Below are 24,397 nucleotides of genomic sequence, written 5' to 3'. Positions count from 1 at the left end.
CCACGGCCTCGTGGTCCGGGGCACATTTGTAGTTGAAACCCGTCACTAATACACCACCCAGAGGACAGAACCCGTCCCTCCCAGACATTTCTCACGCTGCCACCCCTACCCCTTTCCCGCCGGAGCCAAGCAACGAACCGCAAGCTCGCGGAAGACACCCTCATGATCGGCTGGCCGATTCACGAGTTCGCGAAAAGCGCCAACAAAGGCTGTTTGAAAGTCAAAGAGTTTCCGAAGAGGAACCCGCCGGGCCGCTTCGGCGAGATTTCCGAGATAAAATGGGTTTTGGGCGAAAACGTTGACCGGATTCTTCTGACCGGTTGGACCATACCAAGGCTCCACCCGATCTGCTACCTCCTTCAGCGATGCCGCATCAATCCGCCTTCCGCTGAGCCGCACTTCTCCACTATCTACCAACACCTTTAGCTGAATCATAAGCCGGTTTCGATTGAGTAGGTTAGTGAGGAGAGGCCGCCCCTCTTTCTGGGAAAAGAAGTGACGCCGAATGGCTTCGAGTGCATGCCCAAGATCTCCCTGAAAAAACCGATCGGCAGCTTCAAAAAACTCCGCTTCGCCAAACTCGGGAACCTCTTCAGCCACCTGAGTTTCCGTGATCCTGTTCTCTCCGTCAGGCAAGGCGGTGATCAACTTCCGGATTTCTTCTGCTCCCATCCGAATCTCTCCGTTCAGTTTGGCCCGTAGAATCTCCAAAGCCATCCGCGAGATCGTTACATCGGCCATTTTGCATTCGGACTCAATGACCTGTTGAAAGGCAGCCGGACCTGCTTTCCTCGCATCAATTCCTTCAAACCCTGATTGGGACGAAGCCCACTTAAAAAACGTCCGTCGACGATCAACCGGAGCACCCGACACCAACACTCTGCCACTTTCGGGAGTCAGGTTTTCCAGCAACTCCTTCAGTCTTTCCACTTCACTCTTAGCTCCCGCACTTTGGCCGAGTCGCCCTTCCCCAAGAAAGGAGAGATTGCGAAGCCAGACCGTCTTTGCCCCGCCCCCGAAAAGGGAATCCATCTGAACCGCTTCGGTAAACCTCGAGATGAGAGCCGACACCTCATCCACGGTTTGGACTCTCCCATCCAAAATCTCTACAGAATACTCGTCTACAGCCGCCTCTTTCCAAGGTCCAAAAATTTCACCCGCCCGTCGGTCCACGAGAAACTCATCATCCCCCAGGATGAGGCAAAGTGATTCCGTCATGAGCCCTTGCAGAGAAGGTCGGTTGCGGCAGAAAGAATATCCTCTAGTGCAGCGAGGCGACCCTTTCCCTCGTAACCGCAGGCCAACATTCCTTCGCCTGGTTCAACAAACGAGTGCCCGCGCTCTTCGAGGGTCTTTAGGTTTTTCTGCGTAGCGGGATGAGCGAGCATTTTTCCATTCATGGCCGGCGCAATCAGGACGGGTGCCTCGGTTGCCAAATAGAGCGAAGTAAGAAGATCCGGAGCCAAACCGTTCGCGAAACAGGCAAGAGTGTGAGCGGTTGCCGGTGCAACCAACAGCAGATCCGCGTTGTCGGCCAGCTCAATGTGGCCCGGCTGCCATTCTTCCTCCTCACGCCAGAGATCTACCGCGACAGGATTTCGGGAAAGGGTTTTAAGGGTCAAAGGAGCAATCAATCGGGTAGCTTCTTCGGTCATCACCGGGAAAACGGACGCACCCCGCTGGGTCAACTGGCTTGCGATGTCTGCAGCGCGATACGCAGCAATGCTTCCGGTTACGCCGAGCACAACCGTCTTATCGCCCAGCGAAGGGAGTGAGTCTGGCTTCTCTGCTGACATCTTGACGGAAATGGTAGGGTGAGGAAGGCGGCAGGATCAACGCGCATTGTGCCCAATTTGCGTTTTTCCGGAAAACCAATTTCGCTTTTCAAATGCGAACGGCTTTCCTAGCGATCTGCGGCGGTGTTCTAGTCGCTATCCTCGTCTCATTTTTCACTACCCGAACTATGAACACTGAATCCTGCGAAGACGGAGCTTGTGGGCTCCCTACTGGCAACTCTGCTGAAGGGCGGGGAGCCCTAGTTAACCTTACTGAAGCGCAATGGAAAGAGATTCTGACGCCAGAGCAATTTTACGTAATGAGGGAGGACGGCACTGAACGCCCCTTCCGCAACGAATACTGGGATGAAAAGAGGCCAGGTATCTTTGTCTGTCCAGCGACCGAGGTGCCTCTTTTCTCAAGCGAAGACAAATACGACTCAGGCACTGGCTGGCCAAGCTTCACCAAACCCATCTCCCCCGATGTAGTTGGAGAGGAACTAGATTCCTCCTACGGAATGCGTCGTACCGAGACCGTCAACGTCGCCTGCGGGAGCCACCTCGGGCATGTGTTTGAAGACGGTCCCCCTCCCACTGGCCTCCGCTACTGCATGAACTCAACAGCGCTGAAGTTCATTCCTGCAGAGTCAGCCGAGGCAATCCCGGAGCTCATCGAGAAACAAAAGCTAGTCGCGGAGAAACGAATTGCTGAACTGCAGGCTATGAGCGAGTCTGGATCGTAGGCTCGGAAGAGCTCCTTCAGCGCAGGTCTCTTGGAGCGGCTGCTTTCGCTGCCGAGAGTAGCCGAGGGACCGAACTGACGGCAGCTAAAACAGCCGCTCCCGTTCTCTGCAGATTGCACGGTCACAAGGACTCTGAGACCTCTATCTCCGCACGCTTCCGCCTTGCGTCTACAATCGATCAAGGGCACTACAAAAGCCCAAAACACCGATCCTTTTCTTTCCACCCATTCCATGTTCATCCCGCGCCCATCCCGCGAAGAGTTCCGCAAACTCACCAGCCAAGGAAACCTGATTCCTGTCCTAGCTGACTTCTTTGCCGATTGGGAGACTCCTGTTTCCGTCTACGCGAAGCTATCGGGTTCGAAGCCAGCTTTTCTGCTCGAGTCAGTAGAAGGGGGGGAGAACGCGAGTCGCTACTGTTTTATCGGATGTAATCCTCGCAAGATTTTCGAATCCAAGGAAGAGACCACGATAATTCGGGAAAGAGATGGCTCCGAACGGACGATTCCCACGCCGAAAGATCCACTTTCTTTGATCGAAGAAGAAATCGCTCGCTTCGATCCGGTTGTGCTGGAGGGGCTTCCACCGTTTGTTGGAGGAGCGGTCGGGTTCCTCTCCTACGAGTACATCCACAGGATCGAACCCACAGTTCCGAGGGCTGAGGAAGACGTTCTCGGAACTCCAGTGAGCTATTACGCGATGATCGACTCCCTGGTCATCTTTGACCGTGCTCACCAAAAACTCCAGCTCTGCGCTTCCGTTATTGTCGGGGAAAACGAGGATCCCGATTCTGCCTACGATCGAGCCTTGGGAGAGATTAGGGCGATGGCTACCCTACTGGAAGCACCTGCTCCCAAGGCCCTCCGCTCCGTTCCCGATAAAACCGATATTCCGGTTCCAAAGGGGAATTTCGAGCAAGCAACCTTTGAACAAGCCGTGTCTGACTGCCGGGAATACGTGCATGCGGGTGATGTGGTTCAAGTCGTTCTCTCTCAGCGCTTTGAGAAGAAGTACCAGCACACGCCCATCGACCTCTATCGGACCTTGCGCACGATTAACCCCTCTCCGTACATGTTTATCCTCGAAACGGAGAATTTTGCCCTGGTAGGTGCTTCTCCAGAGGTGCATGTGCGACTCACAGGAGATCGAGTCGAGATTCGGCCCATCGCGGGAACCCGACCCAGGGGCAAAAGCTCTGAGGAGGATATGCAAATGGAGGAAGACCTCTTGGCCGACCCGAAAGAGCGGGCAGAGCATCTGATGCTTGTCGACCTGGCGCGCAACGACATAGGTCGCGTCTGCAAGGCAGGCTCGGTCCACGTCCCGGATTTCATGACCATTGAGCGCTACTCCCACGTCATGCACATCGTTTCGCAGGTAGAGGGGAGGATCTCTCCGGATCGCACCGCCTTTGATCTTCTGCGAGCTACCTTCCCTGCCGGAACGGTGAGCGGAGCGCCCAAGGTGCGGGCGATGCAGATTATCGCTGAGAAGGAGAAGACCACGCGAGGCCCTTATTCAGGCGCCCTCGGCTACTTTTCTTACGACGGGAACCACGACTCCTGTATAGCCATTCGGTCTGCTCTGATTCAGTCTGGGAAGGTTTTCGTCCAATCCGGGGCGGGTCTCGTGGCCGATTCGGTGCCCAAAACCGAATTTGAAGAAACCATAAATAAAGCACGTGGCCTCTTGAAAGCCGTGGAGATTTCGGAAATAGTGCACGATGAAAGCGAATCTCCTCCAGCCGAAGAACCGATTCACGACTAATTTCCCAATGCCACCATCTTCGAAAAAACGAGCTTCTAACTCCGACAAGGAAGATCGCGGTGACTTTCAGGTCCGGAGGTCTGTGGAGACCTATGAGGACAAGGTGGAAGACGTCAGGGATTTGCCGTCGTCGGAAAAGAGCGCCCTCAAGCTCTATCTACAGGAAATCGGGCGCACCCCTCTGCTAACTCCCGAGGAAGAAGTAACGCTCGCTCGCAGAATCCAAAAGGGAGACGAAGAAGCCCGGAACCACATGGTCCAGGCCAACCTTCGCCTAGTCGTCAAAATTGCCCACGACTACAATAATTTTGGGCTCCCGCTTCTCGACCTCATCAGCGAGGGGAACATTGGTTTGGTCAAGGCCGTGGAACGGTTTGATCCAGATAAAGGTGGGAAGTTGAGCACCTACGCAGCGTGGTGGATCAAGCAGTCGATCAAGCGGGCACTGGCGAATCAGAGTAAAACCATCCGCCTCCCCGTCCATCTGGTGGACCGTATTGCAAAGATGCGGAAGATTACCGCTGCTCTCGCTGATGAATTCGGACGTGAGCCCAACGACGACGAAATCGCCGCGGAGATGGGTATCCCTGTCAACAAAGTGGCCCACCTCAAAACCGTGAGCGTCCGGCCCACCTCTCTCGACGCGCCGATCGGCGACGATGAAAACACGAGCTTTGGACAGTTGGTCGGTGACGAAAATGCCATCAACCCATTCGACAACCTGCGCACCAAATCGCAGATGATCGACCTGGATGAAATTCTCGATGATTTGGAAGATCGCGAGGCCCAGATCATCCGCCTACGTTTTGGGATTGGAAACGAGGGTCCTCTTACTTTGGAAGAGGTTGGTGAGAAGTTTGAGATTACCCGCGAGCGGGTACGTCAGCTCCAGAACATTGCGATCAGCAAAATGCGCCGTAACATGATGGGCCGCGAACGCCAGCGCTCCGCCGAAGAGATCCAAGAGGAGACTCTCGAGAAAAAACGGATGCAGGTGCTTCACGAGTTCTACGAGAAAACGATGTCGCAGCAGGAGCAGTGAGCGAAGCGAGCGCGTCTGACCCTCCCTCATTTCTGCGCGAGCTCCTCGACGCTCGTTCTCCATCCGGCTACGAGCAGGAGATCCAAGCGGTAGTCGACCGGACGATGGGTCCGATTTCCGAGACCTACCGGAAGGATACCATCGGCAACCGAATGGCCTCCATCGGGGACGGTAACGATCCCACCCTAATGCTGGCCGGGCATATGGATGAGCTTGGGATGATCGTCAGCTACGTTGACGACAAGGGTTTCGTTTATTTTCAGCCAGTAGGAGGCCATGACCGCATCATGATCCCAGGCAGGAGGGTCACGATCATCGCCAAAGCGGGAGACGTGAGAGGAGTCACTGGCAAGCGCGCCATCCATTTAATGACTCCAGAAGACCGAAAGAAGATTCCGCAAATTCACGAAATGTGGATCGATATCGGAGCCACATCTAAAGAGGAGGCATTGGAGAGGATTTCACTCGGGGACCCGATCGTATATACCCATGGTTTTGAACCGCTTCATGGGTCGGTCGGAATCGCACGCGGGTTCGACAACAAATCGGGGTGCTACGTAGTCAATGAAGTCGTTAGGCGTCTGGCTGAAACTAAGTCTGACCTGCAGGCGAACGTCGTTGCAGTCTCGACTAGCCAGGAAGAGATCGGAACACGCGGCGCAATCCCTTCGGCCTTCTCGGTCAACCCTCACTTCGGCATCGCTGTTGATGTCGGCCATGCGACCGACCATCCCGACTGCGATGCGCGAAAGGTGGGTAAGTTTACACTGGGTGGCGGACCAATCGTTTACCGCGGGGCAAATATAAATCCGGTTGTTTTCGAAAAGCTTCTTGCCGCTGCGGAGTCCGCCAATATCCCGGTTCAAGTCAAGGCCGAGGCTGGGCCGACCCCTACGGACGCGCGAGCGTTGCAAATGGCACGCGCGGGAGTGGCCACTGGTTTGGTAGCCATTCCGCTTCGCTACATGCACACTCCGAGCGAAGTCGTTGATCTCAACGACGTCGAAGCCTGCGTAGAATTGATCCGCCATTTTGCATTGTCTCTTGAGGCGGGGGGACGCGGAGACTGGTAGTCAAATACGGGAGGGACAAGCTCCGTCTTGTCCGAGAAAGCTCCTGCAGAAGAACTCCACCCATGGACTCAGCAAGATATGCAAACCTGCCTACCTACCCACGGACGAGGCGGAGCTCGTCCCTCCCTTAAATCACCAGATAGAACTCGACCTTCCGTCTCTCTCAAAGCCACATTAGGCCCATGAACAGCATGACCGGATATGGAAGCGGCGCCGCTTCCAACGAGACACATTTCCTCGAGGTGGAAATCCATTCCGTCAATCAAAGAGGGTTGGTTGTCGCCGTTCATGCCCCCCGCGAATGGGGCGGGCTTGAAACCGAAATCTCCACCTTCCTTCGTCCGAAAGTAGCTCGGGGCAAGATATCGGTACAGTTGCGGATTGGCCGCGAAAGTGGTGATAAGGAAGAAGAACCCGCTGATTGGTCTGAGGTGGATCGCCGAGTAGCCACCCTGAAGAAGGCACTCGATCGTTTTGGCTCAGATTCTCCGATTTCTGCCGAAGTCCTTTACCGAATCCTCTCCGATTGCGAGCGCGACGCTACAGCCCCTTCCTGGGAAGAGGTAAAAGAGATTGCCTACGAGGCTTTGGATTCAGCTCTCGAAGGGTTTTTACAAATGCGCTCTGAGGAAGGTGCTCGGCTTTTGGAGGAATTTATCAATCGCACAACTCTTCTCCGCGAGATCTTACAGACCATCAAAGAGCTCGACGAGAACAGGATTCCTCAACACAAAGACGCTCTTCTGGCTCGATTGCAGCAAATGGATCTACCGCTGGATTCTTCGGATGAACGGGTTGCCAAGGAGGTTGCTTTTCTTGCCGATCGCAGCGACGTGACCGAGGAGCTTACCCGGATCGACAGTCACCTCACCGCTCTGGAGGAGTCCTTCTCTTCAAATGACCCAATTGGACGAAAGCTGGAATTCATCTTGCAGGAACTACACCGGGAGTGGAACACCATCGGCTCCAAGGCGAGCCTTGCGGAAATCTCAGCGAAGGTGATCGAGGCCAAGCAGGAACTGGAAAAACTCCGGGAGCAGGCCGCCAACGTGGAGTGAGGATCGACCTATTCTGTAGGAGAGGGTTTATCCCTCGACCGTTCGGTCATCGGTTGAGGACTCGTATCGAGGCATAAAGCCTCTTCCTACGGAAACGTATTTTTCGGCTAGGTCCGGAATTTTACTTTCCGCTGGTCAGGGGTAAACGGACGCCCTACGTTCTCCGAAATGCCTGAGTTCTCTCTCGTTGATGCGCTTCAGCTTTTTCTGATCCTCCTGGCCAGCCTTTCGGTTCACGAATGGGCGCATGCATGGACCGCGGAGAAACTCGGAGACTCGACTGCGCGAATGATGGGGAGGGTTACCTTCAATCCCATCCCGCACATCGACCCTATTGGAACGATTATTGTGCCCGCTTTTTTTCTTCTATTTTCCGGAGGGGGAGCTTTCTTCGCCTGGGCGAAACCAGTCCCCGTAAATTCATCCAATTTCCGCAATCCAAAGAGAGACGATATCCTGGTTGCGATGGCAGGCCCCGCATCCAACTTCGTGATCGCTCTGGTAGTAGCTGTGGCCTTCGGAATCGCAGCAAGGTTCACCGATCCCGCAAACATTTATCCGCTCGCCAGTCAGATTATCCTGATCAACGCGCTCCTCATGGTCTTCAATCTGATCCCCGTGCCACCACTCGACGGATCGCATGTGCTCCGGCACTTAGTGGGAATGCGAGATGAGACCTACATAAAGTTTTCCCAATATGGATTCTTTATTCTCATTGCTCTTCTCTTCCTCACTCCAGCCCACCATATCCTTTGGGCAGGGATCCTCTCTGTCGCACACGTTGCCCTGAGTTTAATGCAGGCAATCGCCGGGTAAGGGAAAGCAGGCAGTTTGCCGAATGGATCCAGGTTCAGAATGCGGACTCCGGAAAACCCTATGACCGGTCTCACACCGAATTTAGGAAGGTTTCATTGGATGAACTCGGCGTAGATAAATCCTCCGGACATCACCACGAAGAAGACAATCCCCAGCCAGCTCAACGTCTTCAGTAGCACCCCGGGCCGGTATCTTTCAGGAACGTTGTCGCCAGACATCACCCAAAAGTTAATCGCTGCCAAGACCGGTGTCGTCAGAAACGAGATGATCGCCGCAAACCCCAACAACTGGAGAAGGTTCTGCACGAAAAGTAGTAGAATGGTCGAGGACCCTCCGACGACGGCCAGAATCCAAATACGCTGCAGAACCGTAAAATTGGGGCGCAAAGAAGGCTCTATCAAGACCGTGCATGCGGATAGCGCCCTCGGATAGCCGTCAATGCAAGTCAACGATGTGCTGAGCATCGTTATAAATGCTGCCGAAAGGATCAGGTAAAATGACCACTGTCCGATATTGTCCGAGTACAACTCTACCAGTTGGCGAGAGAAAACAATTCCGCTGGATGAAAACGTCTCTCCGCTTCCATACATCACCAACGCGCCCAACCCAAGGAAGACCACAGCCAGAACCACCGCCACTCCATACCCCAAGTGGAAATCGATCATCGTCTCACGAACCGTCGCGGTATGCCCGGTCTGCTTCTCCCGCGAGAACATCCATAGGGAAGACCAGGCCGACAAATCGAGCGGCGCAGGCATCCACCCCATAAACATGATCAGAAAACCGAAAGAGGCCCATGTCCATGGAGAAGCGGACTCGAATCCCGCCGGTGCGACCGGCCCCTCACGCAGAGCGAGAAAAAGTGCCACCAAGGTAGAAATCGAGAGGACAATAATCACTACCTTCGCAGCCGCATCCAGCAGTTGATACCGTCCGATGACGATGAAAATCCCGCACCCTACCATGATGATTACCGTCAGGTCGGGAAGTTCCAGCTGAACCAAGCCAAAGCCTCCTAGTAGAGCGGCCGTAAGCATCGAAACACCCGCGACATTGATCATCCCGGTGAGAACGTTGATCACCAGAAAGACGTAAACAAAGAAGATCCCTTTCCTTTTGTAGCCATCCAGCAACGACTCACCCGAGGCGGCCGCATACAATTGGCCGTAGAGGAAAAACGGATACTTGAACAAGTTCGCTACGAGAAGTAAACCAACGAGTTGCCAGCCAAAGTTTGCGCCGGCCCGCGTTGACCACACCAAATGGGACCCACCAATCGCTGCACAGGCTACAAGGATACCCGGTCCGATCGCCTTTAAGAGGTTCTTCGAGGAGGATTCGGTCATGAAAAACCCAAAGTCTCTCCAAGATTTCGGTAAAAACGCAAGCTTCCCGGGAGGGACGGGCTCTGTTCCGTTCAGAAGCGGATTATAGATTAAAACACCGTTCGTGATTCTGATACACACGCTCTTGTAGAGATGCTGCGGACGAGCCAGCCTGTCCGCCATAGCTTTAGCGAAGGCCGGTAGCTCGTCTCTCCCGTTATGAGAATCGCTTTACCAGAACTCTCGTATACTGTTCGAATCTATGCCTCCAGAAGATCTTCCAGACCGTAGAAGGCCTATCCATCTACCCAATCTCGAAAAAGGGAATCGTTCCACTATTCAATTCGTGACCGTTTGTACAAAAGACAGACAGTCCATTCTAACAGAAACCTCCGCCCACCATGCCCTAAGGAATCTCTGGCAAGACAGGTCTGTCTTCAGGGTAGGCCGATACGTTCTCATGCCAGATCACATTCATCTTTTTTGCCAACCAACAAGATTTCCTGCAGAACCGCTCAGCAAATGGATTCGTTTCTGGAAATCTCGCTTTTCGGCGACTTGGAAAAACCGACCGCAAGGCCCCATATGGCAAAGGGACTTTTGGGACCGAGAACTTCGTAGTGGCGAGAGTTACACCGCCAAATGGAAGTATGTTGTCGAAAACCCTGTCCGAGCGGGATTGGTTGACCATTCAGAGGACTGGCCCTTCCAAGGCGAAATCCACCAATTACCGTGGCGCGATTAACCAGGGAGGGACGGGCTCCGTTCCGTCCGTAAGCGGGTCATAGATTAAAACACCTTTCGTGATTCTGATACACACGCTTTTGTAGAGATGCTAAGGACGAGGCAGAGCCCGTCCCTCCCGTTACCCTCACGTCCCGAAAAGCCGGTCTCCAAAATCTCCAAGGCCTGGGCGGATGTAGCTGTTCTCGTCCAAGCCACGGTCCACTGCTGCCGTTACAATCTCTACGTCTGGATGCTCCGCCTGAACCGTTTTTACTCCTTCAGGTGATGCGAGAATCGAGACCAAGATTAAACGGGCAACGCCCTTATCCTTTAAAACACTAAGAGCCGCACAAGCGGATCCGCCCGATGCGAGCATCGGATCGATTACAAACGTCCACGAACCCTCCATGACCGGCAGCTTGCAATAATACTCGCAAGCTCGGGCCGTTGATTTCTCTCGTTCGAGACCAATGTAACCCACACTAGAATCCGGAAAGAGCTTGAGAAACGACGAGAGCATACCGAGCCCAGCCCGTAGGATGGGAACAACTACTACGGGTGCGTACAGCGCTTTCACCTCGGTCGCTTCAAGCGGAGTCTCAATGCTATGTTCTACCAAAGGAAGTGTGCGCGAAGCTTCTAAAGCCAACGCCAGAGATATGCGGTCACAAAGAACCCGGTAAGACTCTTTTCCCGTCTCCCGATCCCTCAATTTGCCGAGTAGGTCCTCTACCAGCGGATGATTCAGACAAATCACCTCGCTCATAGAATCCCTTTTTCTACTTTCCTACGAAGCGCCTCCTCAATCCGGACCAACTGGGCATCATGGCCTCCAACGAACCCCGGCATTCTTGCCAGCCAATCGTATATCGTCTCCGCCTGCTCCGGCGGCAGGATTGGAGGTTGAGCGGAAACGATTCCGAAGGCCTCGACAATACGACCCGCGATATCAGCAAGCATAGCCCTTGTTCTCCGACCGCTGAGGCCACTCTCTAGATAATCTTCCGGCCCCTCATTCTCCTCCGGCCGAAACGCATTCTGGTAGATGTGCATGGAGTCGAGCAGAACGACCTCGGTCCTCGGATAGTAACTCACCATTAGATTCCACGGATGTAGCTCCTGATCACCCTTTGCCCGAAAGTCGGATCGAATCACCACCGAAGGAACATCCGCAAACTTCGCGAACATGAACTCCACGACCGTCCCGGAATCCAGCTCAGAACCGTCAAAGTGGAAGAGGGCCAGATCACAATCGAGAAGACAAAGGATGTCGTTGTCCCGTATGCTGTGCGCCGAAGTTTCTCTCTGCTCGAGATTTTGGGGAAGAACCGGCAGGAGACTCTTACCCGACTCTTCATAGATCGCCTCTGCAAGAAACGCATTCCCAGCAAGGTGCTTGGAGTCAAAAAGGTCTCCAGCAAAGTAAAAGGTGCTTTTTTTCATCTGGGTAACTGCATGAATTCGCGTTCGGGTTCCAATCCTATCGTCTCGTTGAAATCAAATGCTCCTGCTCGCACTGCCACCGCAGATCCTGCCTGCAACTCCTGTTTCAGAACCCCGTCAATTCGAGCAATTAAGTCTTCCCTTCCAGGTCGAAAGAGAAACCTGTCGCTCACTAATTCGTTTCTGACCTGCCTCAATAATTCGTTCCGCGGGATCCTTCCGCTCATTAAAGCTTGGGCGTGTCGGAAGTAGTCCAGACTACCCGGATCCTCGCTCTCAAGACCCAGAAGCAGTTCCAGGATTTTCTGACTGTTGGGGTACACCTCTAATCCGCGCAAAAGCACGGTGCTCCCGGTGTCCTTCAAGCCCAATTTCAAAAAGCCCTCCCCTATTGTTCCGAAGACCGCTTCGTCAGTTCCATCCGAAAGGAGAAACTCTTGCAAAAATAGTTGCGATACGTCCGATTCGCCAATGGCCTCATGGGCCATCGCCTTAATCCCGGAAACGCGTAATGGATACTCGGCTACTTCTTCTTCCGAGAGAGAATCCAAGAGCATTAGTGCATTACCGGACTGGCCCGAGAGACAGAGAACCAAACAGCCAACTACAACATGCTGTGTTTCCAATACTCCAATTCTTTGTGCCTTATCCAAAGTCGGTATCACGAGGTCAGGTCTTTCCGCATCACTGGCAAACTGCAAAATCCGGAACACCGCTTCCTCGGACCCAAACTTGGAAAGGATGCTGTTCGCCGCTTCTTCTACTTCTTCATCCCGGCCCAAGCCGTCGAGAGCGTAGAGACGGTAAACTGCTGTCGAAAGAGAGTCAGGATTCAGCACTCCTCGGAACCCACTGTAACTCAGGAGATCTTCCCACATCCCTTCTTTACTGAGGAAACGGAAGTAATGCTCTGCATGCTTATCGCTTTTCGGAAAAAGTTCGGCACCCCGCGAGTATATGGAGCCTGCACGCCCCGACATTCCGAGATTTTCGAAAATACTCCCCATCAAGAGCAACCCGCTGGGATTACCCAACAGCTGAGCTCTCGAAAGCCTTCGAATGGCGTCATCGTATCTCCCCAACTGTGATTCGGCTAGGGCAGCATCCAGCTGGAGAATTCCCCTTGCCCCCGGATCCTCAATTTCTCCCAGAAGACGATCTGCTAACTGGACCCGTTCTTCGTCCCTTTCTTCGATCTGCAACAGAAACAAAAGAGGTCGCAGATAGCCCACCTCATAAAACCGGGGATCCCGGTCTCCATACCGTAACCCTTTTTGAAGGGCTTCGATCGCAAGGCGGTTATCCTTCAATCCATCCCGAAAGAGTCGCGCCACCAGCAATCGCGCTTCTATATTGGCCGGCGAGCGGGCCAAACCAGCCCTCAGGTGATGAAAACCGGTCCGCGCATTGCCGTCCCGAATCTCTTCGATCCCTCTCTCAATAAAAAACTCCCCCATTTCTTGGCGGTGTCCATCCAGCCGTAGAGGCAGGATGAGCATCTTCCAGTAGGAGACCTCTTCATAGTCCCGGTGATGCTTGAAGTAGTAGTATAAAGCCCCGCCGCAAACAAACCAACCCATGACCGCAAGGACGCACAAAAAAACAAACACCCGCTTCCAATAGAACCGAATTTGAACGAGGGGTTTTTTGCCCTGGCGCTTGACCTTCTCCTTACGAGCCAGTCCGAAAAGGATGTTTCCCTTTTCGAGCCGCTGCCGACTGCTTGGAGATGGATCGTCTAACTCCTCGTCTTCCCAATCTTCCCCCTTGTCGCTCATAGGTCTGGTCTACTGGATAAGGAACTCTCTTACCCAGACTTCACGGCCTCAAGGACCCGTGACGCCTCCTGCACATCCTTATCACCCCTGCCACTCAAATTCGCACAGAGGATCTGGTCCTTGCCCATTTCAGGAGCGCGGCTAATTGCGTAGGCGAGCCCGTGGGCCGTTTCAAGCGCTGGGATAATCCCTTCTTTTTCACTGAGGAGTTGGAAGGCATTGAGACAGTCCGCATCACTGGCACTCGCGTAGTCCGTCCGTCCGAGGGAGCGGTAGTATGCATGCTCGGGACCAACCGCTGCATAATCGAGACCGGCCGAGACCGAATGTGTCTTCTCGATCTGTCCATCTTCGTCCTGGAGAAGCCAGGTCTTGCACCCTTGGAGCACTCCCAGACGGCCGCCGGAAAAACGTGCTGCATGTTCCCCAGGCGCAATCTTGCGACCACCAGCCTCGACCCCTACAAGGCGAACCGTTTCGTCCTGAAGAAAAGCATGAAAAAAGCCGATGGCGTTACTACCACCGCCCACGCAGGCCGACATCTCATCGGGAAGCCGCCCGGTCTGCTCGAGGATTTGACTCCTTGTTTCCGCGCCAATCACCCGGTGAAAGTCCCGGACCATCATCGGATAGGGGTGAGCTCCCAGGGCTGAACCCAGAATGTAATGAGTGTCTCGCGAATTGGTCACCCAGTCACGCATTGCCTCATTCACCGCGTCTTTCAGAGTCCGCTGCCCAGCATCGACTCCACGGACCTCAGCACCGCACAGTTTCATCCGGTATACGTTGAGGGCCTGGCGACGCATATCCTCCTCTCCCATGTAGATCACGCAGTCCAAACCAAAACGCGCGCATCCCGCGGCGGTGGCTATCCCGTGTTGCCCTGCACCGGTTTCCGCAATTACGCGCGTCTTGCCCATCCGACGCGCCAGCAAAAGTTGACCCACCACATTATTGATCTTGTGGGCACCGGTATGGAGAAGATCCTCCCGCTTCAAGTAGATGCGGGCGCCGCCCAAATAGGAAGTCAGCCGCTCTGCGAAGTAGAGGGGAGTTGGTCTCCCGGCGAACTCTCTCAACTCACGATCCAAATCGTCATGAAACACCGGATCAGCCATCGCTTCCGCATAGGCATCCTTCAACTCTTCCAGAGGCGTGACCAACGTTTCGGGAACGTAGGACCCTCCAAACTCTCCAAAGTGACCAGAGGCATCGGGCACATCCTGTGGATCGGGAAGGACTTCAGGTTCAGAGAGGCTGGCCGTGGATTCAGACATTTTCATTCCGCAGTTTCGTGAGTTTTGCTGCCCGGTCAACCCGGTAGACCGCGGGCTTAGTTCGGCAGGCTCACTACAAGGCCGGCAAGCCGGGCGTTTCTGAAAAACAGAGCCGCGATTTAGTTTACTACCGGATCCCTAAGAAAGACCAAACGAAAGGGCCCGGTGAAAACCCCTAAACACCGGGCCAAAACAAGGGATTCAAGTCCCTGATACTCAATCCTGCACGATTGATTGAGAGCTTGAAAGCATCGGCCATGCCAATTCTTTCAGTAGATAGCCTTTTCACGAAGAAGCGGAAAGGTCGTTTTTCGGTGCCAGCCGGGAGGGACAAGCTCCGCCTTGTCCGCGAAAGAACCTGCAGAAGAACCCCACTCATAGGCGTAGCAAGATAGGCCACCTGACTAACAACCCCCGGACGGGGCGGAGCCCATCCCTCCCAAAAGGTTCTAGCAACGAAAAACTCTGACTACCGTAGGAATAAGCGGGAGGGACAAGCTCCGCCTTGTCCGTGCCGTTTGCAAAGAAGAGCGCCCACTGAACTATGACAGGCATATCGATCAACGCACCCACGGTCCGAGCGGAGTCGGACCCTCCCAAAATCCCTCAAGGCACTCTTCTCCCGCACAGCTACGGAATGCTAGGATGAATTTTCACCGCAGGCGATGAGAATCGTACCCTTCCGTATCTTTGAACCCTTCTTTTGATTTGTAATGCCTGCCCTACCCTTCCAACCTCACCGTTTACCCAAATTACATTATGGCAGAAGAACTAAACGGAAATTGTCTGATTGCTCAGTCAGGTGGCCCAACAGCGGTCATCAATTCCAGCTTGGCTGGTGCGATTAGCGAGGCTCTTAACCACCCCTGTATCGAGGAGATCTACGGTGCCCGCAACGGCGTCATTGGGATCCTCCAGGAAGATTTGATCGATCTGGCAGAAGAGTCGCAACAGGTCATCCGCGGGCTTCGCACGACTCCTGCATCCGCCTTGGGCACCTGCCGCTACAAGTTGCGCAAGCAGGAGGATTTTGAGCGAATTCTTCAGGTTTTTGAGACCCACAACATCCGCTATTTTTTCTACATTGGTGGAAATGACTCGCAGGACTCCGCAGATCGCATCGCCGCTCTCGCCACCGAGCGGGGCTACGACCTACGCGTAATCGGAATCCCCAAGACCGTCGACAACGACCTCGTCGCCACCGACCATTGCCCAGGGTATGGCAGTGCGGTTAAATACCTGTGCACCACCGTCCAGGAAATGGCCTGCGACGCGCGCTCCATGGGCAACCACGATTACGTGGGGATTCTGGAAGTCATGGGACGCAACGCCGGATGGCTCGCCGCTGGTACTTCTCTCGTCAAGAGAAAGGACCGTCCCGACGATCCTCCTCACATCATTCTTCTCCCTGAAGTGCCGCTTTCCCAGCAAAAGCTTATGGAGGACATCCAACGGATCCTTCAGAAAGAGCGCTATTGTCTCATCGTCGCCAGTGAAGGACTGGTCGATGAAGACGGAAACTACCTGACCACTTCCGGCGGATCGACGGACGCCTTTGGCCACGCCCAGCTTGGAGGCGTCGGCGAGTATCTCCGCAATCTCATCGAAGAGCAGTTTGGCCTTCGCTCCCGCGCCGCCAAGCTCGGGCACGCCCAGCGAGCCGGGGCTCACTGCGCATCGGAAGCCGACAACGAAGAAGCCTTCCTCGCCGGACGGGCTGCGGTCGAGGCAGCCGTCGGAGGCGAGAGCGGGAAAATGGTGACGCTCCTCCGCGCCGAAAAAGAAACCTACGAATGCGTGACTGGTCTCGCGCCACTTTCCGAGGTGGCCAATGGCGTGAAAAAACTGCCCGAAGACTGGATCAACGAAAACGGCGTCAGCATGAACCACCAGTTCATCAAGTATGCCCAGCCGCTTATCCAAGGGGAAAGTTCGCCGGATTACGAAGAAGGGCTGCCCAGCTTCGTGAGGATTCGTGGCCGCCGGGTAGAAAGAAATCTTGAGCCCTACGAGGTCGAGTAAACCGCGGGCTTCCGGGAGGACTCCGCTTTTCGCTTGGCCGGACCATCGCAAGAGTGGTGTCCTTCTACATCCCACGTCACTGCCGGGAGATACCGGCATCGGCACCCTCGGTGGAGAAGCCTACCGCTTTGTTGATTTCCTGCAGGAGGCAGGATTCTCCCTCTGGCAAACCTGCCCTCTCGGGCCGACCAGTTTCGGGGACTCTCCCTACCAATGCCTCTCCGCGTTTGCCGGAAATCCCTACCTGATCGATCTGGATGAGCTCGTCCGCCTCGGGCTCCTTTACGAAGACGAAGTCGAACCCTCCAGGACCCCTCCCGGATGTGCCGTGGATTACGGGGCTCTCTGGCATCTGCGCCCCAGGCTGCTCCACTTGGCATCGGAGCGGTTCGCTACGGTTCGCGAGAAAGTGGAAGACTATTACGGACCGCTCCGGGATTTTGCGGAGAAGCAATCCGGCTGGTTACAGCCTTACGCTTTATTCCGTGCCCTGAAAGAATACTTTGACTATCGCCCATGGTTCGATTGGCCGGAAACCTACCGTTCCTACGAACGGGCGACCGAGCAGGACCTCGATCCCTCCGTCCATGCGGGCGTAGACGAGCATACGTTTGTCCAATACCTCTTCTTTTCCCAATGGAAGCGGCTGAAAAGCTATGCAGAGAACAAAAGGATCGAGCTGGTGGGTGACATCCCGATCTTTGTGGCGCTGGATGGGGCGGACGTCTGGCAACACCCCTCTTACTTTCGACTCGACGAAAAGCTTCGGCCCAAAGCGGTAGCCGGAGTACCGCCCGATTACTTTTCGGAAACCGGTCAACTCTGGGGCAACCCGCTCTACAATTGGAAAGCCCTCAAAGAAGATTCCTTCGGCTGGTGGATGGATCGGTTCAAACTGAACTTTGAACTCTTCGACTGGGTGCGAATCGATCACTTTCGGGGTTTCGAAGCCGCCTACAGCATTCCGGCGACAGCGAAAGACGCCCGCAAGGGCAAGTGGGAGAAGGGTCCGGGTCTTCCCTTCTTCAAAGAGCTTCAAAAGCACTTTCCTGACGCCAAGGTAATCCTCGAAGACCTCGGGGTCATCACTCCGGAAGTCGACGCGATTCGGGAAGCGACCGGACTACCCGGCATGTCGGTCCTCCATTTCGCTTTCGACAATCCCTCCAACCAGTATCTCCCACACAATCTTCAGCCAAAGACCGTCCTCTACCCCGGCTCCCACGACAACGATACGACCGTTGGCTGGTATGCCAGCGAGAATGAGAAGGTCCGCGATTACGTCCGCCGTTACCTCAGGGTTTCCGGGGACGAAATTTCCTGGGATCTCATCCGGGCGGGCTACGCCTCCGTCGCGCAAGTCTTTGTCATCCCCTTCCAGGACCTCCTGTCGCTCGGCACCGAAGCCCGCTTCAACCGCCCCGGCACCGCCGAAGGCAATTGGACCTGGCGGGCCTCTCCCGACATGCTGGATCAAGTGAGAAAAGAAAGCGCTGCCTACCTGAAAGAGCTATCCCAACTCTACTACCGAAACAGCTGAGTACGCCTCGCCAGTACGGTAAATCTACAGGGCGTCCAACGGACTCACGATCCCAAACGGCTTCTTCATCACGTGGGTGTAGATCTGGGTTGTTTCTACCGAAGCATGGCCCAACAGGTCCTGAACGGTGCGAATATCCGCACCACCTTCCAGCATGTGAGTCGCAAAACTGTGACGCAGCACGTGAGGAGTTACCCTTTTCTCGATTCCAGCCTTTCTAGCCGCTTCCCGAACCGCAGTTTGGTAAGAGTTTCCGAGAGCGTGGTGGCGAAGAAGATCCCCTGTTCTCGGGTCCTTTCCGAGGCGGCTATGGGGGAATAGGTACTGCCAGCTCAGCTCCGACCGTGCGATCTTGAATTTGCGACTCAGCGCGTCACTCATGCTCGCCCCCGCGAAACCGTTGGCTACGTCCTCCCCGTGGAGTTTCCTCACCTGTTCTACCTGTAGTTGAAGGGGCTCGACTAACGAACCTGGCAATACCGTCACGCGATCCTTATCGCCCTTTCCTCCGCGAATAACTATCTGACCGCGATCAAAATCCAAATCCTTTACGCGCAGACGGAGCAGCTCGTTGATTCGCAGGCCCGTGCCATACTGCAGTCGCCCCATCAATCGAAATCTGGTTGGAAGCAATTCGAGTAGACGAGTCACCTCTGGTTTGGAGAGCACCACTGGAACTCTTTGCCGTTTCGTAGCCCTCGTAGCCCCGTGAAAGTTCACCTCTGATTGATTGAGGACATGTCGAAAAAAGAAGAGAAGCGCATTGAAACACTGGTTCTGCCCAGAAGGTGAAATCTCTTCTTTCTCGGCCAAATGGCTGAGGAACTGGACGACCTCTGTAGCGTCTGCCTCTATCGCAGTCTTGGGGTAAAGAAATGCTTCAAACCGTCTGAGCCAGCTCATGTAGGATTTCTCCGTAGCATAGGCTACATGGCGGCGACGTAACGCCGACCGCATCGCCGGTCCAGCTCGATCCTTGGCAATCAACTCCTCGAAGTACCACTTCATGGCGGCCCCCCATTGATCCCTTTGCCACTCCTCGGGTTCAGAAGACATCACGGCATCACGCCAGAATATTAGTCCATTTTCGCGATTTGTGGGATCACCCAGTTCCTTCTTAGAGCAATAACCAAAATACCACTTCAGTGTGATCCACCAGCGCCGCCTCTCCTCAAGAGGAGCCTCTTTGTAGTCCTTTAAGTGCTTTCGAACCCATTCGTGCATGTCGTATATCAGCCAAGTGAAACCAACTATGGTTTTTCAATAAAATTATACGACATCAATCTGCCAACACTGATTCCCCTTTAAGCAGCTCAAATGGCCGTAATTGCCTCCAATAGCTGAACTTCTAGATTCTGATAGAGTTAAATCTTCTTTCCAAAACAGGCTAACTCCTATAACTTTGCCATCACCATAGGTGAAAAAAATCGTTTATACTAATAGTTCTACCATAGAAAATGAAAGTTTGCGGAATTCTACAGATATTCATGGCCGTAGGCATTCTTGGAGTTCTTTATTTCTTGATTCCCTTCTCTCTCGGCTTCGGAGGATTCTTCGGTTGGCTGATCGTTCTTGCGGCTATCCCTCCGTCTTTTGCGTTGGCCTTTTTCCTCTTCATCAGAGGAGTTTCTGCATGTCGCACCAAAACAGAACAAATTTAGAGAAGACGAATATCCTCAAGCGAATAAAACTGATCGATGCCCATAGGCCTAATAACCCCGAGTAGAACAAGACGGAGCAGGGCAACCCGATAACCATCCCGAAAAATCCTAAAAACCGCACGGACTAGGAACCCCCTTGGCGGGTTGCCTGTCCTCACCGTTCGAAGAAATGAAACATCACTTACTGCTAATCCTATCCTGTATTATCTCAAGTGGTGTGTTCGCCGGTACGCCGTTCACCGTTTTTACTCCAGGGGAGTACGACATATCGATAGATCTCAAACTCAACGACGACTTTGAAGAAATCAGAAACAAGAAACACACTGATCACCGAGCTGACAGTGTTGAGTGGCGTGAATCAATTATTCAAAGCAAACTAAAGCTCTCATGCACAGGCGAGATGACACCTTCAAATCACAACCCTACCGGAAGTGCTGAGTTTATTGCAGTGAAGGAAGAAAAGGAAAGCTGGGAGTATGGAGTTTGGAGGATTCACTTCAGCGGCGGTGAAGATGTAGTTGGATATTCGAGTCACTTTGGACGAGATGCGGTTGGCGGGTCTCCATTCCCGGAAAAATATGTGGTTTCATATCATTTCATCGGAAAAATTGAATCCGATTCAGAGGGTTTCAAGAAAAATTCCGATAGATTAAAAGGTAAGGCAGTGTTAATGATGAACTCGGTCATTATTGCCGAAGGTAGTTTTTCACTAATCAGAAAATGAATTCGAACAAATCGCTTCACAGAACGGCTTACAGCCGTCCGTGAGCTCGACGTTCTTTAAAATGAAAACTAACTGGAATACTAAATCATGGGATGAAGCGATGAGGTTATTTAAGAAGTTCTATCCTAATTCCTATTTTAGTCACCCAGAAGAAATTAATCTCGATTCTATATACTTATTCATGAAGATTTCCGATCAATCTCTGGAACGAAAACTTTATGATGAATCGAAAGATAGCGTAAGCTGTTTTAAAGAGATTTTAGGAAAATCATTAGCACAAGAACATAACAAAAGAGTGCTTATATTCCCAGATATAGGTTGTTCTCTTGAAGAGCCGTTCATATGTGCATCGAATAGGTTTTTTGAGAGAATAGAAGAAGGAAGGAAGAGATTAGCCCACCCGAAAGAGATGGAGTTTATTGATGGCTGTAGCGATATATTAATTATTTTTGAACATAGTAAGAAAATGATACTGATTGATCATGAAGGAGGTTATATAATTGTAAATCCAAACAAGAAAGAACAATCCGATGGAGCTAACCCGGATAAGTCCACGGCGTCATGATTCTAGCAGAGCATAGAAGTCATGCCGCAGTAGCCTTATCCGTGTAGCTCATCTCAGCGTTATACAAACGACAATATGACGGAGAAAAGACCGACACTTTTCAGTCCCGCAGTAGGCAGAAAGGGTATGACTACCTTGCACTATGCAGCCTACTGCGGTGATCTAAAAGCACTAAGAGCATGCTTAGAGTCCAGCAACGATATACATGAGAAGGATTCTTACCGTGGCTATAACGTTGCACATTGGGTTGCAGATATGTCCGCTACAAGCACTCACACGAGAGAAATGCTCAGGCTTTTGATCGAACATGGAATAGATCTTTCGGTCCCTAGTGATAACAATGAAACGGTATTAAGTCTGTTAAAAGAAGAGGAAACGAAAGAAACTGATGTCTTGGTCGACGAGCTCGAGAGAACCGGGACCATTTCTTAAACGCATAGTATAACCACACGGTGGTCTCAATTCCCTCCACGCTCCGCGCTACGGTCTTGAGACACCTCGACGTTCGACGGAAAGAAAATGAGAAGACAGAACTGGTCCATTCTAGCTACGCTTTGCTTTCTTTGTGCGAGCTGCACACATGTAACAGAAAAGGGCACCAAGAAAATAACGGTTCTTAATTCCGAAAATCTCATGCCAGCTGAAGGAGTTCCACTAGTCTATTATTATTCAAAAAGACCATATTGGATCGTAGGCGAAATTGCCGAGAGTGAGCCCTTTGTTACCAACGAGAACGGTTTTGCCTATGTTCCCAGTAGAAGAAGCATGTATATTGCAGAGGGCTCAATATGGCAATCTGGCTTTCTTCAAGAGCGTACGTTACATCCAGAGAAAGACACAAAAATTTACTATGCCTCCCCAAAGAAGGTCGAACAAGACGAGTAGTCAACCCGAGTTCCGCGCCTTGCCTTGTGCTTGAGCCCTCTGGCTCGGGTCACTACTCTCGACGTTCTCCGAAAAAATGAAGGATTTCATCTCAATTCTTTTGGTTATTTCGATTCTGAAGTCAGTGGTTGGCTGCTCAAAATCAGAAGATTATTTCGTCGTGAGATTTAGCTTTAAGGTTGAGCATGAGAATCAGGATATCGTGTCCACTTACGTCAGGTCAAAGCTTGGAAGCAAAGTGGTTCTCGGGTATGCCTACGATGACACAGAATCCGTTTTGGGGTTTGCTTCGAATCACATAACTGACGTGGAAATAATTGAAGAGTTTCCCGCATTAAAGCTCTCACTTTCAGAAAAAGAGAATGTGCTGATTGCTGGGATCAGCATCTCAGACCTTTCAGGTCTAAAAGAACTAAATGAGGAAGAGTAGAACCAAGCGGAGCAGGACAACCCGATAACCATCCCGAAAAATCCTAAAAATCAACCGGACTAGGAACCCCATTGGCGTGTTGCCTGTCCTCGACGTTCTGCGAAAAAATGAAATCGAAACTACTGTATGTTGAGCACAAGTCTGGATTCTCAGACGATGGGCCCGCATGGATAGGAAAAGGAACCTTCTCGAAGAGCGGACGGACCATCTACTTCAACGGTCAGGCATTTCAGTCGATGAAAGGCGGCGGAATCGGTGCAAATTATTACGATTTAGAGACTGCCGAAGAGTATTGGATATCTGGAGTGAAAAAGAATGAAACGAATCGGCACTGGGCGGGTTCGGGACCTATCCAGATAGATCGAGAAGTCGTTGAAGAGTTCTTGGTCCTAAGAAGAGAAAGAGAATTGAACCCGAAAGAATTCCGGATCACCGAACTTTCAAAAAATGACATAAAATCTAGGATCTACGAGGGGCAGAACCAAACGACGCAGACAACCAGTGAACCATCCCGCCAAACCTGAAAATCAACCGGACGACTGAGCCTAACAGGCTGGTTGTCTGGTCTCCACGTTAGCCGATAGATCCGTGAAACTAAGAGGGGCTCAGCTTGAGAACTTTTCCGTCCTATACGACAAGTCGAGACGGTCCAGAATAGTTTTACGCTACGAAAGACGCTTTGATTCTCTTGGAGGAGCCGATTTTCATTCGCTGGTTCTCCAGAATCGATTGATGGGATGCTGGATAAAGAAAACAGAGATTACAGCAGAAAAATTCAATTCTGGCTGTGAAGCAGAGAGGTGGATCAGGCGTCTACATAGCTTTGATGCAGAGAGATCAACAGCAATACTTCTAGTTGCAGAAGGCGACGCACCAAAGGGTTCGCCAAGGGTGCATTTCAACTACTCTTGGAGACGGTGGAACTTGGTCCAAAACAGAGAAGAAGAATACTATTTTGAATGCAGTACCCCTTTTGACCATTTTAGAGCACCTGAAGGCTAACAAAACGGCATAGGCAACCCGATGAACGCGCCCGTGAAATCGACACCCCACAGATCGCTGGACCTCTCAGGCCGGGTCGCCTAGCCTTCACGTTAGCTACGGAAATGACATGGATTTTTGTTTACGTTTTGTGGCCATTCTGGTTTTGGCTCCTTCCCACTTTTTCCGGAAATGAATGGGAAGGACGATTCCTGGTATTCTATGTAGCTTCTTCAGCTGTGCTACTGGTCTGGCTTCATATTGGCAGAGCGAGAAGTGAAGGTAGATATTCGAGTAAGAAGCGACTATGGATATGGATTATCAGAACTTTCCCCATTTTCAGTCCTTGGCTCCTTTGGGGTGTGTTTTACTTTATTTTCCTGCCACTATTCTACTATTGAAAGGAAGAGCTAACAAGACGAGTAGTCAACCCGAGGTATGCGCCGCCGAGTTGTGCTTGAGTCTCTTGGCTCGGGTCACTACTCTCGACGTTCGGAAAAAGAATGAGAAGAATCGAGAGGGAAAGAATCCTCTGAAGAGGCGGAAGAGAAACCACTCAGACGCTGAAAAGGAAACCGAATGGACGCTGAGAGAAAACCAGCAGGACGCACACACCACCACTCCTCCGAATCGGGTAGCGAGGGGGAATGACCCCCCCGCCCCCACACCACCGGCCATACGGGTCCGTAGCACGGCGGTTCCGAAGAATCAGTGACCGAGAATCAGAGCTTTGCTTGATCTCGGTATTTGAAGGTGATCCAGAGGT

At 52.6% G+C, this 24,397-nt stretch carries 23 protein-coding genes; 14 read left to right on the top strand and 9 right to left on the bottom strand.

The genetic code is table 11. The features are described 5' to 3' along the window. Positions 1–105: 105 nt before the first annotated feature. Together holA and AAGJ81_04665 are read right to left on the bottom strand one after the other, a co-directional pair. Complete coding sequence (holA, locus tag AAGJ81_04670) at positions 106–1,218, bottom strand: DNA polymerase III subunit delta (GenBank protein MEM0965434.1); 1,113 nt, start codon at positions 1,216–1,218, stop codon at positions 106–108. Further along, the gene (locus AAGJ81_04665; GenBank protein ID MEM0965433.1) at positions 1,215–1,796 is read right to left on the bottom strand and encodes a flavoprotein; all 582 of its coding nucleotides are present in this window, start codon (positions 1,794–1,796) and stop codon (positions 1,215–1,217) included. Before AAGJ81_04665 ends, holA begins: the two co-directional genes overlap by 4 nt. A gap of 167 nt (positions 1,797–1,963) precedes the next feature. Here AAGJ81_04665 and msrB point away from each other — a divergent pair, with 167 nt between their 5' ends. The 6 genes from msrB to AAGJ81_04635 all read left to right on the top strand — a co-directional run bounded on the left by msrB (position 1,964) and on the right by AAGJ81_04635 (position 8,274). Then, positions 1,964–2,518, top strand: coding sequence for a peptide-methionine (R)-S-oxide reductase MsrB (gene msrB / locus AAGJ81_04660; protein ID MEM0965432.1), 555 nt, complete (start codon positions 1,964–1,966; stop codon positions 2,516–2,518). Between the two features lie 231 nt (positions 2,519–2,749). Continuing rightward, the gene (trpE, locus tag AAGJ81_04655; protein MEM0965431.1) at positions 2,750–4,285 is read left to right on the top strand and encodes an anthranilate synthase component I; all 1,536 of its coding nucleotides are present in this window, start codon (positions 2,750–2,752) and stop codon (positions 4,283–4,285) included. Further along, positions 4,242–5,327 (top strand): sigma-70 family RNA polymerase sigma factor, encoded by a 1,086-nt coding sequence (locus AAGJ81_04650; protein MEM0965430.1) that lies wholly within the window; start codon positions 4,242–4,244, stop codon positions 5,325–5,327. Before trpE ends, AAGJ81_04650 begins: the two co-directional genes overlap by 44 nt. Further along, positions 5,324–6,400, top strand: a complete 1,077-nt coding sequence (locus AAGJ81_04645; GenBank protein MEM0965429.1) for a M20/M25/M40 family metallo-hydrolase — start codon at positions 5,324–5,326, stop codon at positions 6,398–6,400. Before AAGJ81_04650 ends, AAGJ81_04645 begins: the two co-directional genes overlap by 4 nt. 182 nt (positions 6,401–6,582) lie before the next feature. Further along, entirely contained in the window at positions 6,583–7,458 is an 876-nt protein-coding gene (locus AAGJ81_04640; protein MEM0965428.1) for a YicC/YloC family endoribonuclease, read from the top strand. A 168-nt stretch (positions 7,459–7,626) separates the two neighbouring features. Next, positions 7,627–8,274 carry a site-2 protease family protein gene (locus AAGJ81_04635; GenBank protein MEM0965427.1) on the top strand — a complete coding sequence of 216 codons (648 nt, stop codon included), beginning with the start codon at positions 7,627–7,629 and terminating at the stop codon, positions 8,272–8,274. A gap of 92 nt (positions 8,275–8,366) precedes the next feature. Here AAGJ81_04635 and AAGJ81_04630 read toward each other — a convergent pair whose 3' ends face one another. From AAGJ81_04630 to trpB, 5 genes are all read right to left on the bottom strand, one after another. Continuing rightward, positions 8,367–9,620 carry a divalent metal cation transporter gene (locus tag AAGJ81_04630; GenBank protein MEM0965426.1) on the bottom strand — a complete coding sequence of 418 codons (1,254 nt, stop codon included), beginning with the start codon at positions 9,618–9,620 and terminating at the stop codon, positions 8,367–8,369. Positions 9,621–10,470: 850 nt separating this feature from the next. Further along, positions 10,471–11,091: a uracil phosphoribosyltransferase gene (gene upp, locus AAGJ81_04625; protein MEM0965425.1), complete on the bottom strand. Its 621-nt coding sequence runs from the start codon at positions 11,089–11,091 to the stop codon at positions 10,471–10,473. Then, positions 11,088–11,768, bottom strand: coding sequence for a nucleoside 2-deoxyribosyltransferase (locus AAGJ81_04620; GenBank protein MEM0965424.1), 681 nt, complete (start codon positions 11,766–11,768; stop codon positions 11,088–11,090). Before AAGJ81_04620 ends, upp begins: the two co-directional genes overlap by 4 nt. Beyond that, positions 11,765–13,546: a hypothetical protein gene (locus tag AAGJ81_04615; GenBank protein ID MEM0965423.1), complete on the bottom strand. Its 1,782-nt coding sequence runs from the start codon at positions 13,544–13,546 to the stop codon at positions 11,765–11,767. Before AAGJ81_04615 ends, AAGJ81_04620 begins: the two co-directional genes overlap by 4 nt. Positions 13,547–13,575: 29 nt before the next feature. Then, the gene (trpB, locus tag AAGJ81_04610; GenBank protein MEM0965422.1) at positions 13,576–14,823 is read right to left on the bottom strand and encodes a tryptophan synthase subunit beta; all 1,248 of its coding nucleotides are present in this window, start codon (positions 14,821–14,823) and stop codon (positions 13,576–13,578) included. A 759-nt stretch (positions 14,824–15,582) separates the two neighbouring features. On the opposite strand from trpB, the gene AAGJ81_04605 reads away from it, so the two are divergent. Further along, complete coding sequence (locus AAGJ81_04605; GenBank protein ID MEM0965421.1) at positions 15,583–16,845, top strand: 6-phosphofructokinase; 1,263 nt, start codon at positions 15,583–15,585, stop codon at positions 16,843–16,845. After that, on the top strand, positions 16,823–18,385 hold the full coding sequence (gene malQ / locus AAGJ81_04600) for a 4-alpha-glucanotransferase (GenBank protein MEM0965420.1): 1,563 nt from the start codon (positions 16,823–16,825) through the stop codon (positions 18,383–18,385). Before AAGJ81_04605 ends, malQ begins: the two co-directional genes overlap by 23 nt. 24 nt (positions 18,386–18,409) lie before the next feature. Here malQ and AAGJ81_04595 read toward each other — a convergent pair whose 3' ends face one another. Beyond that, positions 18,410–19,609 (bottom strand): integron integrase, encoded by a 1,200-nt coding sequence (locus tag AAGJ81_04595; protein MEM0965419.1) that lies wholly within the window; start codon positions 19,607–19,609, stop codon positions 18,410–18,412. A gap of 233 nt (positions 19,610–19,842) precedes the next feature. Between AAGJ81_04595 and AAGJ81_04590 the strand changes: the two genes are divergently transcribed. From AAGJ81_04590 to AAGJ81_04565, 6 genes are all read left to right on the top strand, one after another. Then, a complete protein-coding gene (locus tag AAGJ81_04590; GenBank protein ID MEM0965418.1) occupies positions 19,843–20,046 on the top strand; it encodes a hypothetical protein in 204 nt (67 codons plus the stop codon). A gap of 169 nt (positions 20,047–20,215) precedes the next feature. Beyond that, a complete protein-coding gene (locus AAGJ81_04585) occupies positions 20,216–20,770 on the top strand; it encodes a hypothetical protein (GenBank protein ID MEM0965417.1) in 555 nt (184 codons plus the stop codon). A 61-nt stretch (positions 20,771–20,831) separates the two neighbouring features. After that, entirely contained in the window at positions 20,832–21,335 is a 504-nt protein-coding gene (locus tag AAGJ81_04580) for a hypothetical protein (protein ID MEM0965416.1), read from the top strand. A 633-nt stretch (positions 21,336–21,968) separates the two neighbouring features. Next, positions 21,969–22,220 carry a hypothetical protein gene (locus AAGJ81_04575; GenBank protein ID MEM0965415.1) on the top strand — a complete coding sequence of 84 codons (252 nt, stop codon included), beginning with the start codon at positions 21,969–21,971 and terminating at the stop codon, positions 22,218–22,220. A gap of 76 nt (positions 22,221–22,296) precedes the next feature. Further along, positions 22,297–22,650, top strand: coding sequence for a hypothetical protein (locus AAGJ81_04570; protein ID MEM0965414.1), 354 nt, complete (start codon positions 22,297–22,299; stop codon positions 22,648–22,650). Between the two features lie 107 nt (positions 22,651–22,757). After that, entirely contained in the window at positions 22,758–23,174 is a 417-nt protein-coding gene (locus AAGJ81_04565; protein MEM0965413.1) for a hypothetical protein, read from the top strand. A 1,013-nt stretch (positions 23,175–24,187) separates the two neighbouring features. On the opposite strand, the gene AAGJ81_04560 is transcribed toward AAGJ81_04565, so the two are convergent. Further along, positions 24,188–24,397 (bottom strand): hypothetical protein (locus tag AAGJ81_04560; GenBank protein MEM0965412.1); only part of this gene is annotated, 210 nt, incomplete at its 5' end.

It is taken from the genome of Verrucomicrobiota bacterium, assembly GCA_038744685.1.
Taxonomy (GTDB): domain Bacteria; phylum Verrucomicrobiota; class Verrucomicrobiia; order Opitutales; family Puniceicoccaceae; genus Puniceicoccus.
Note: the sequence above shows the minus strand (reverse complement) of the source record. Positions and strands in the feature narration are given on the sequence as shown.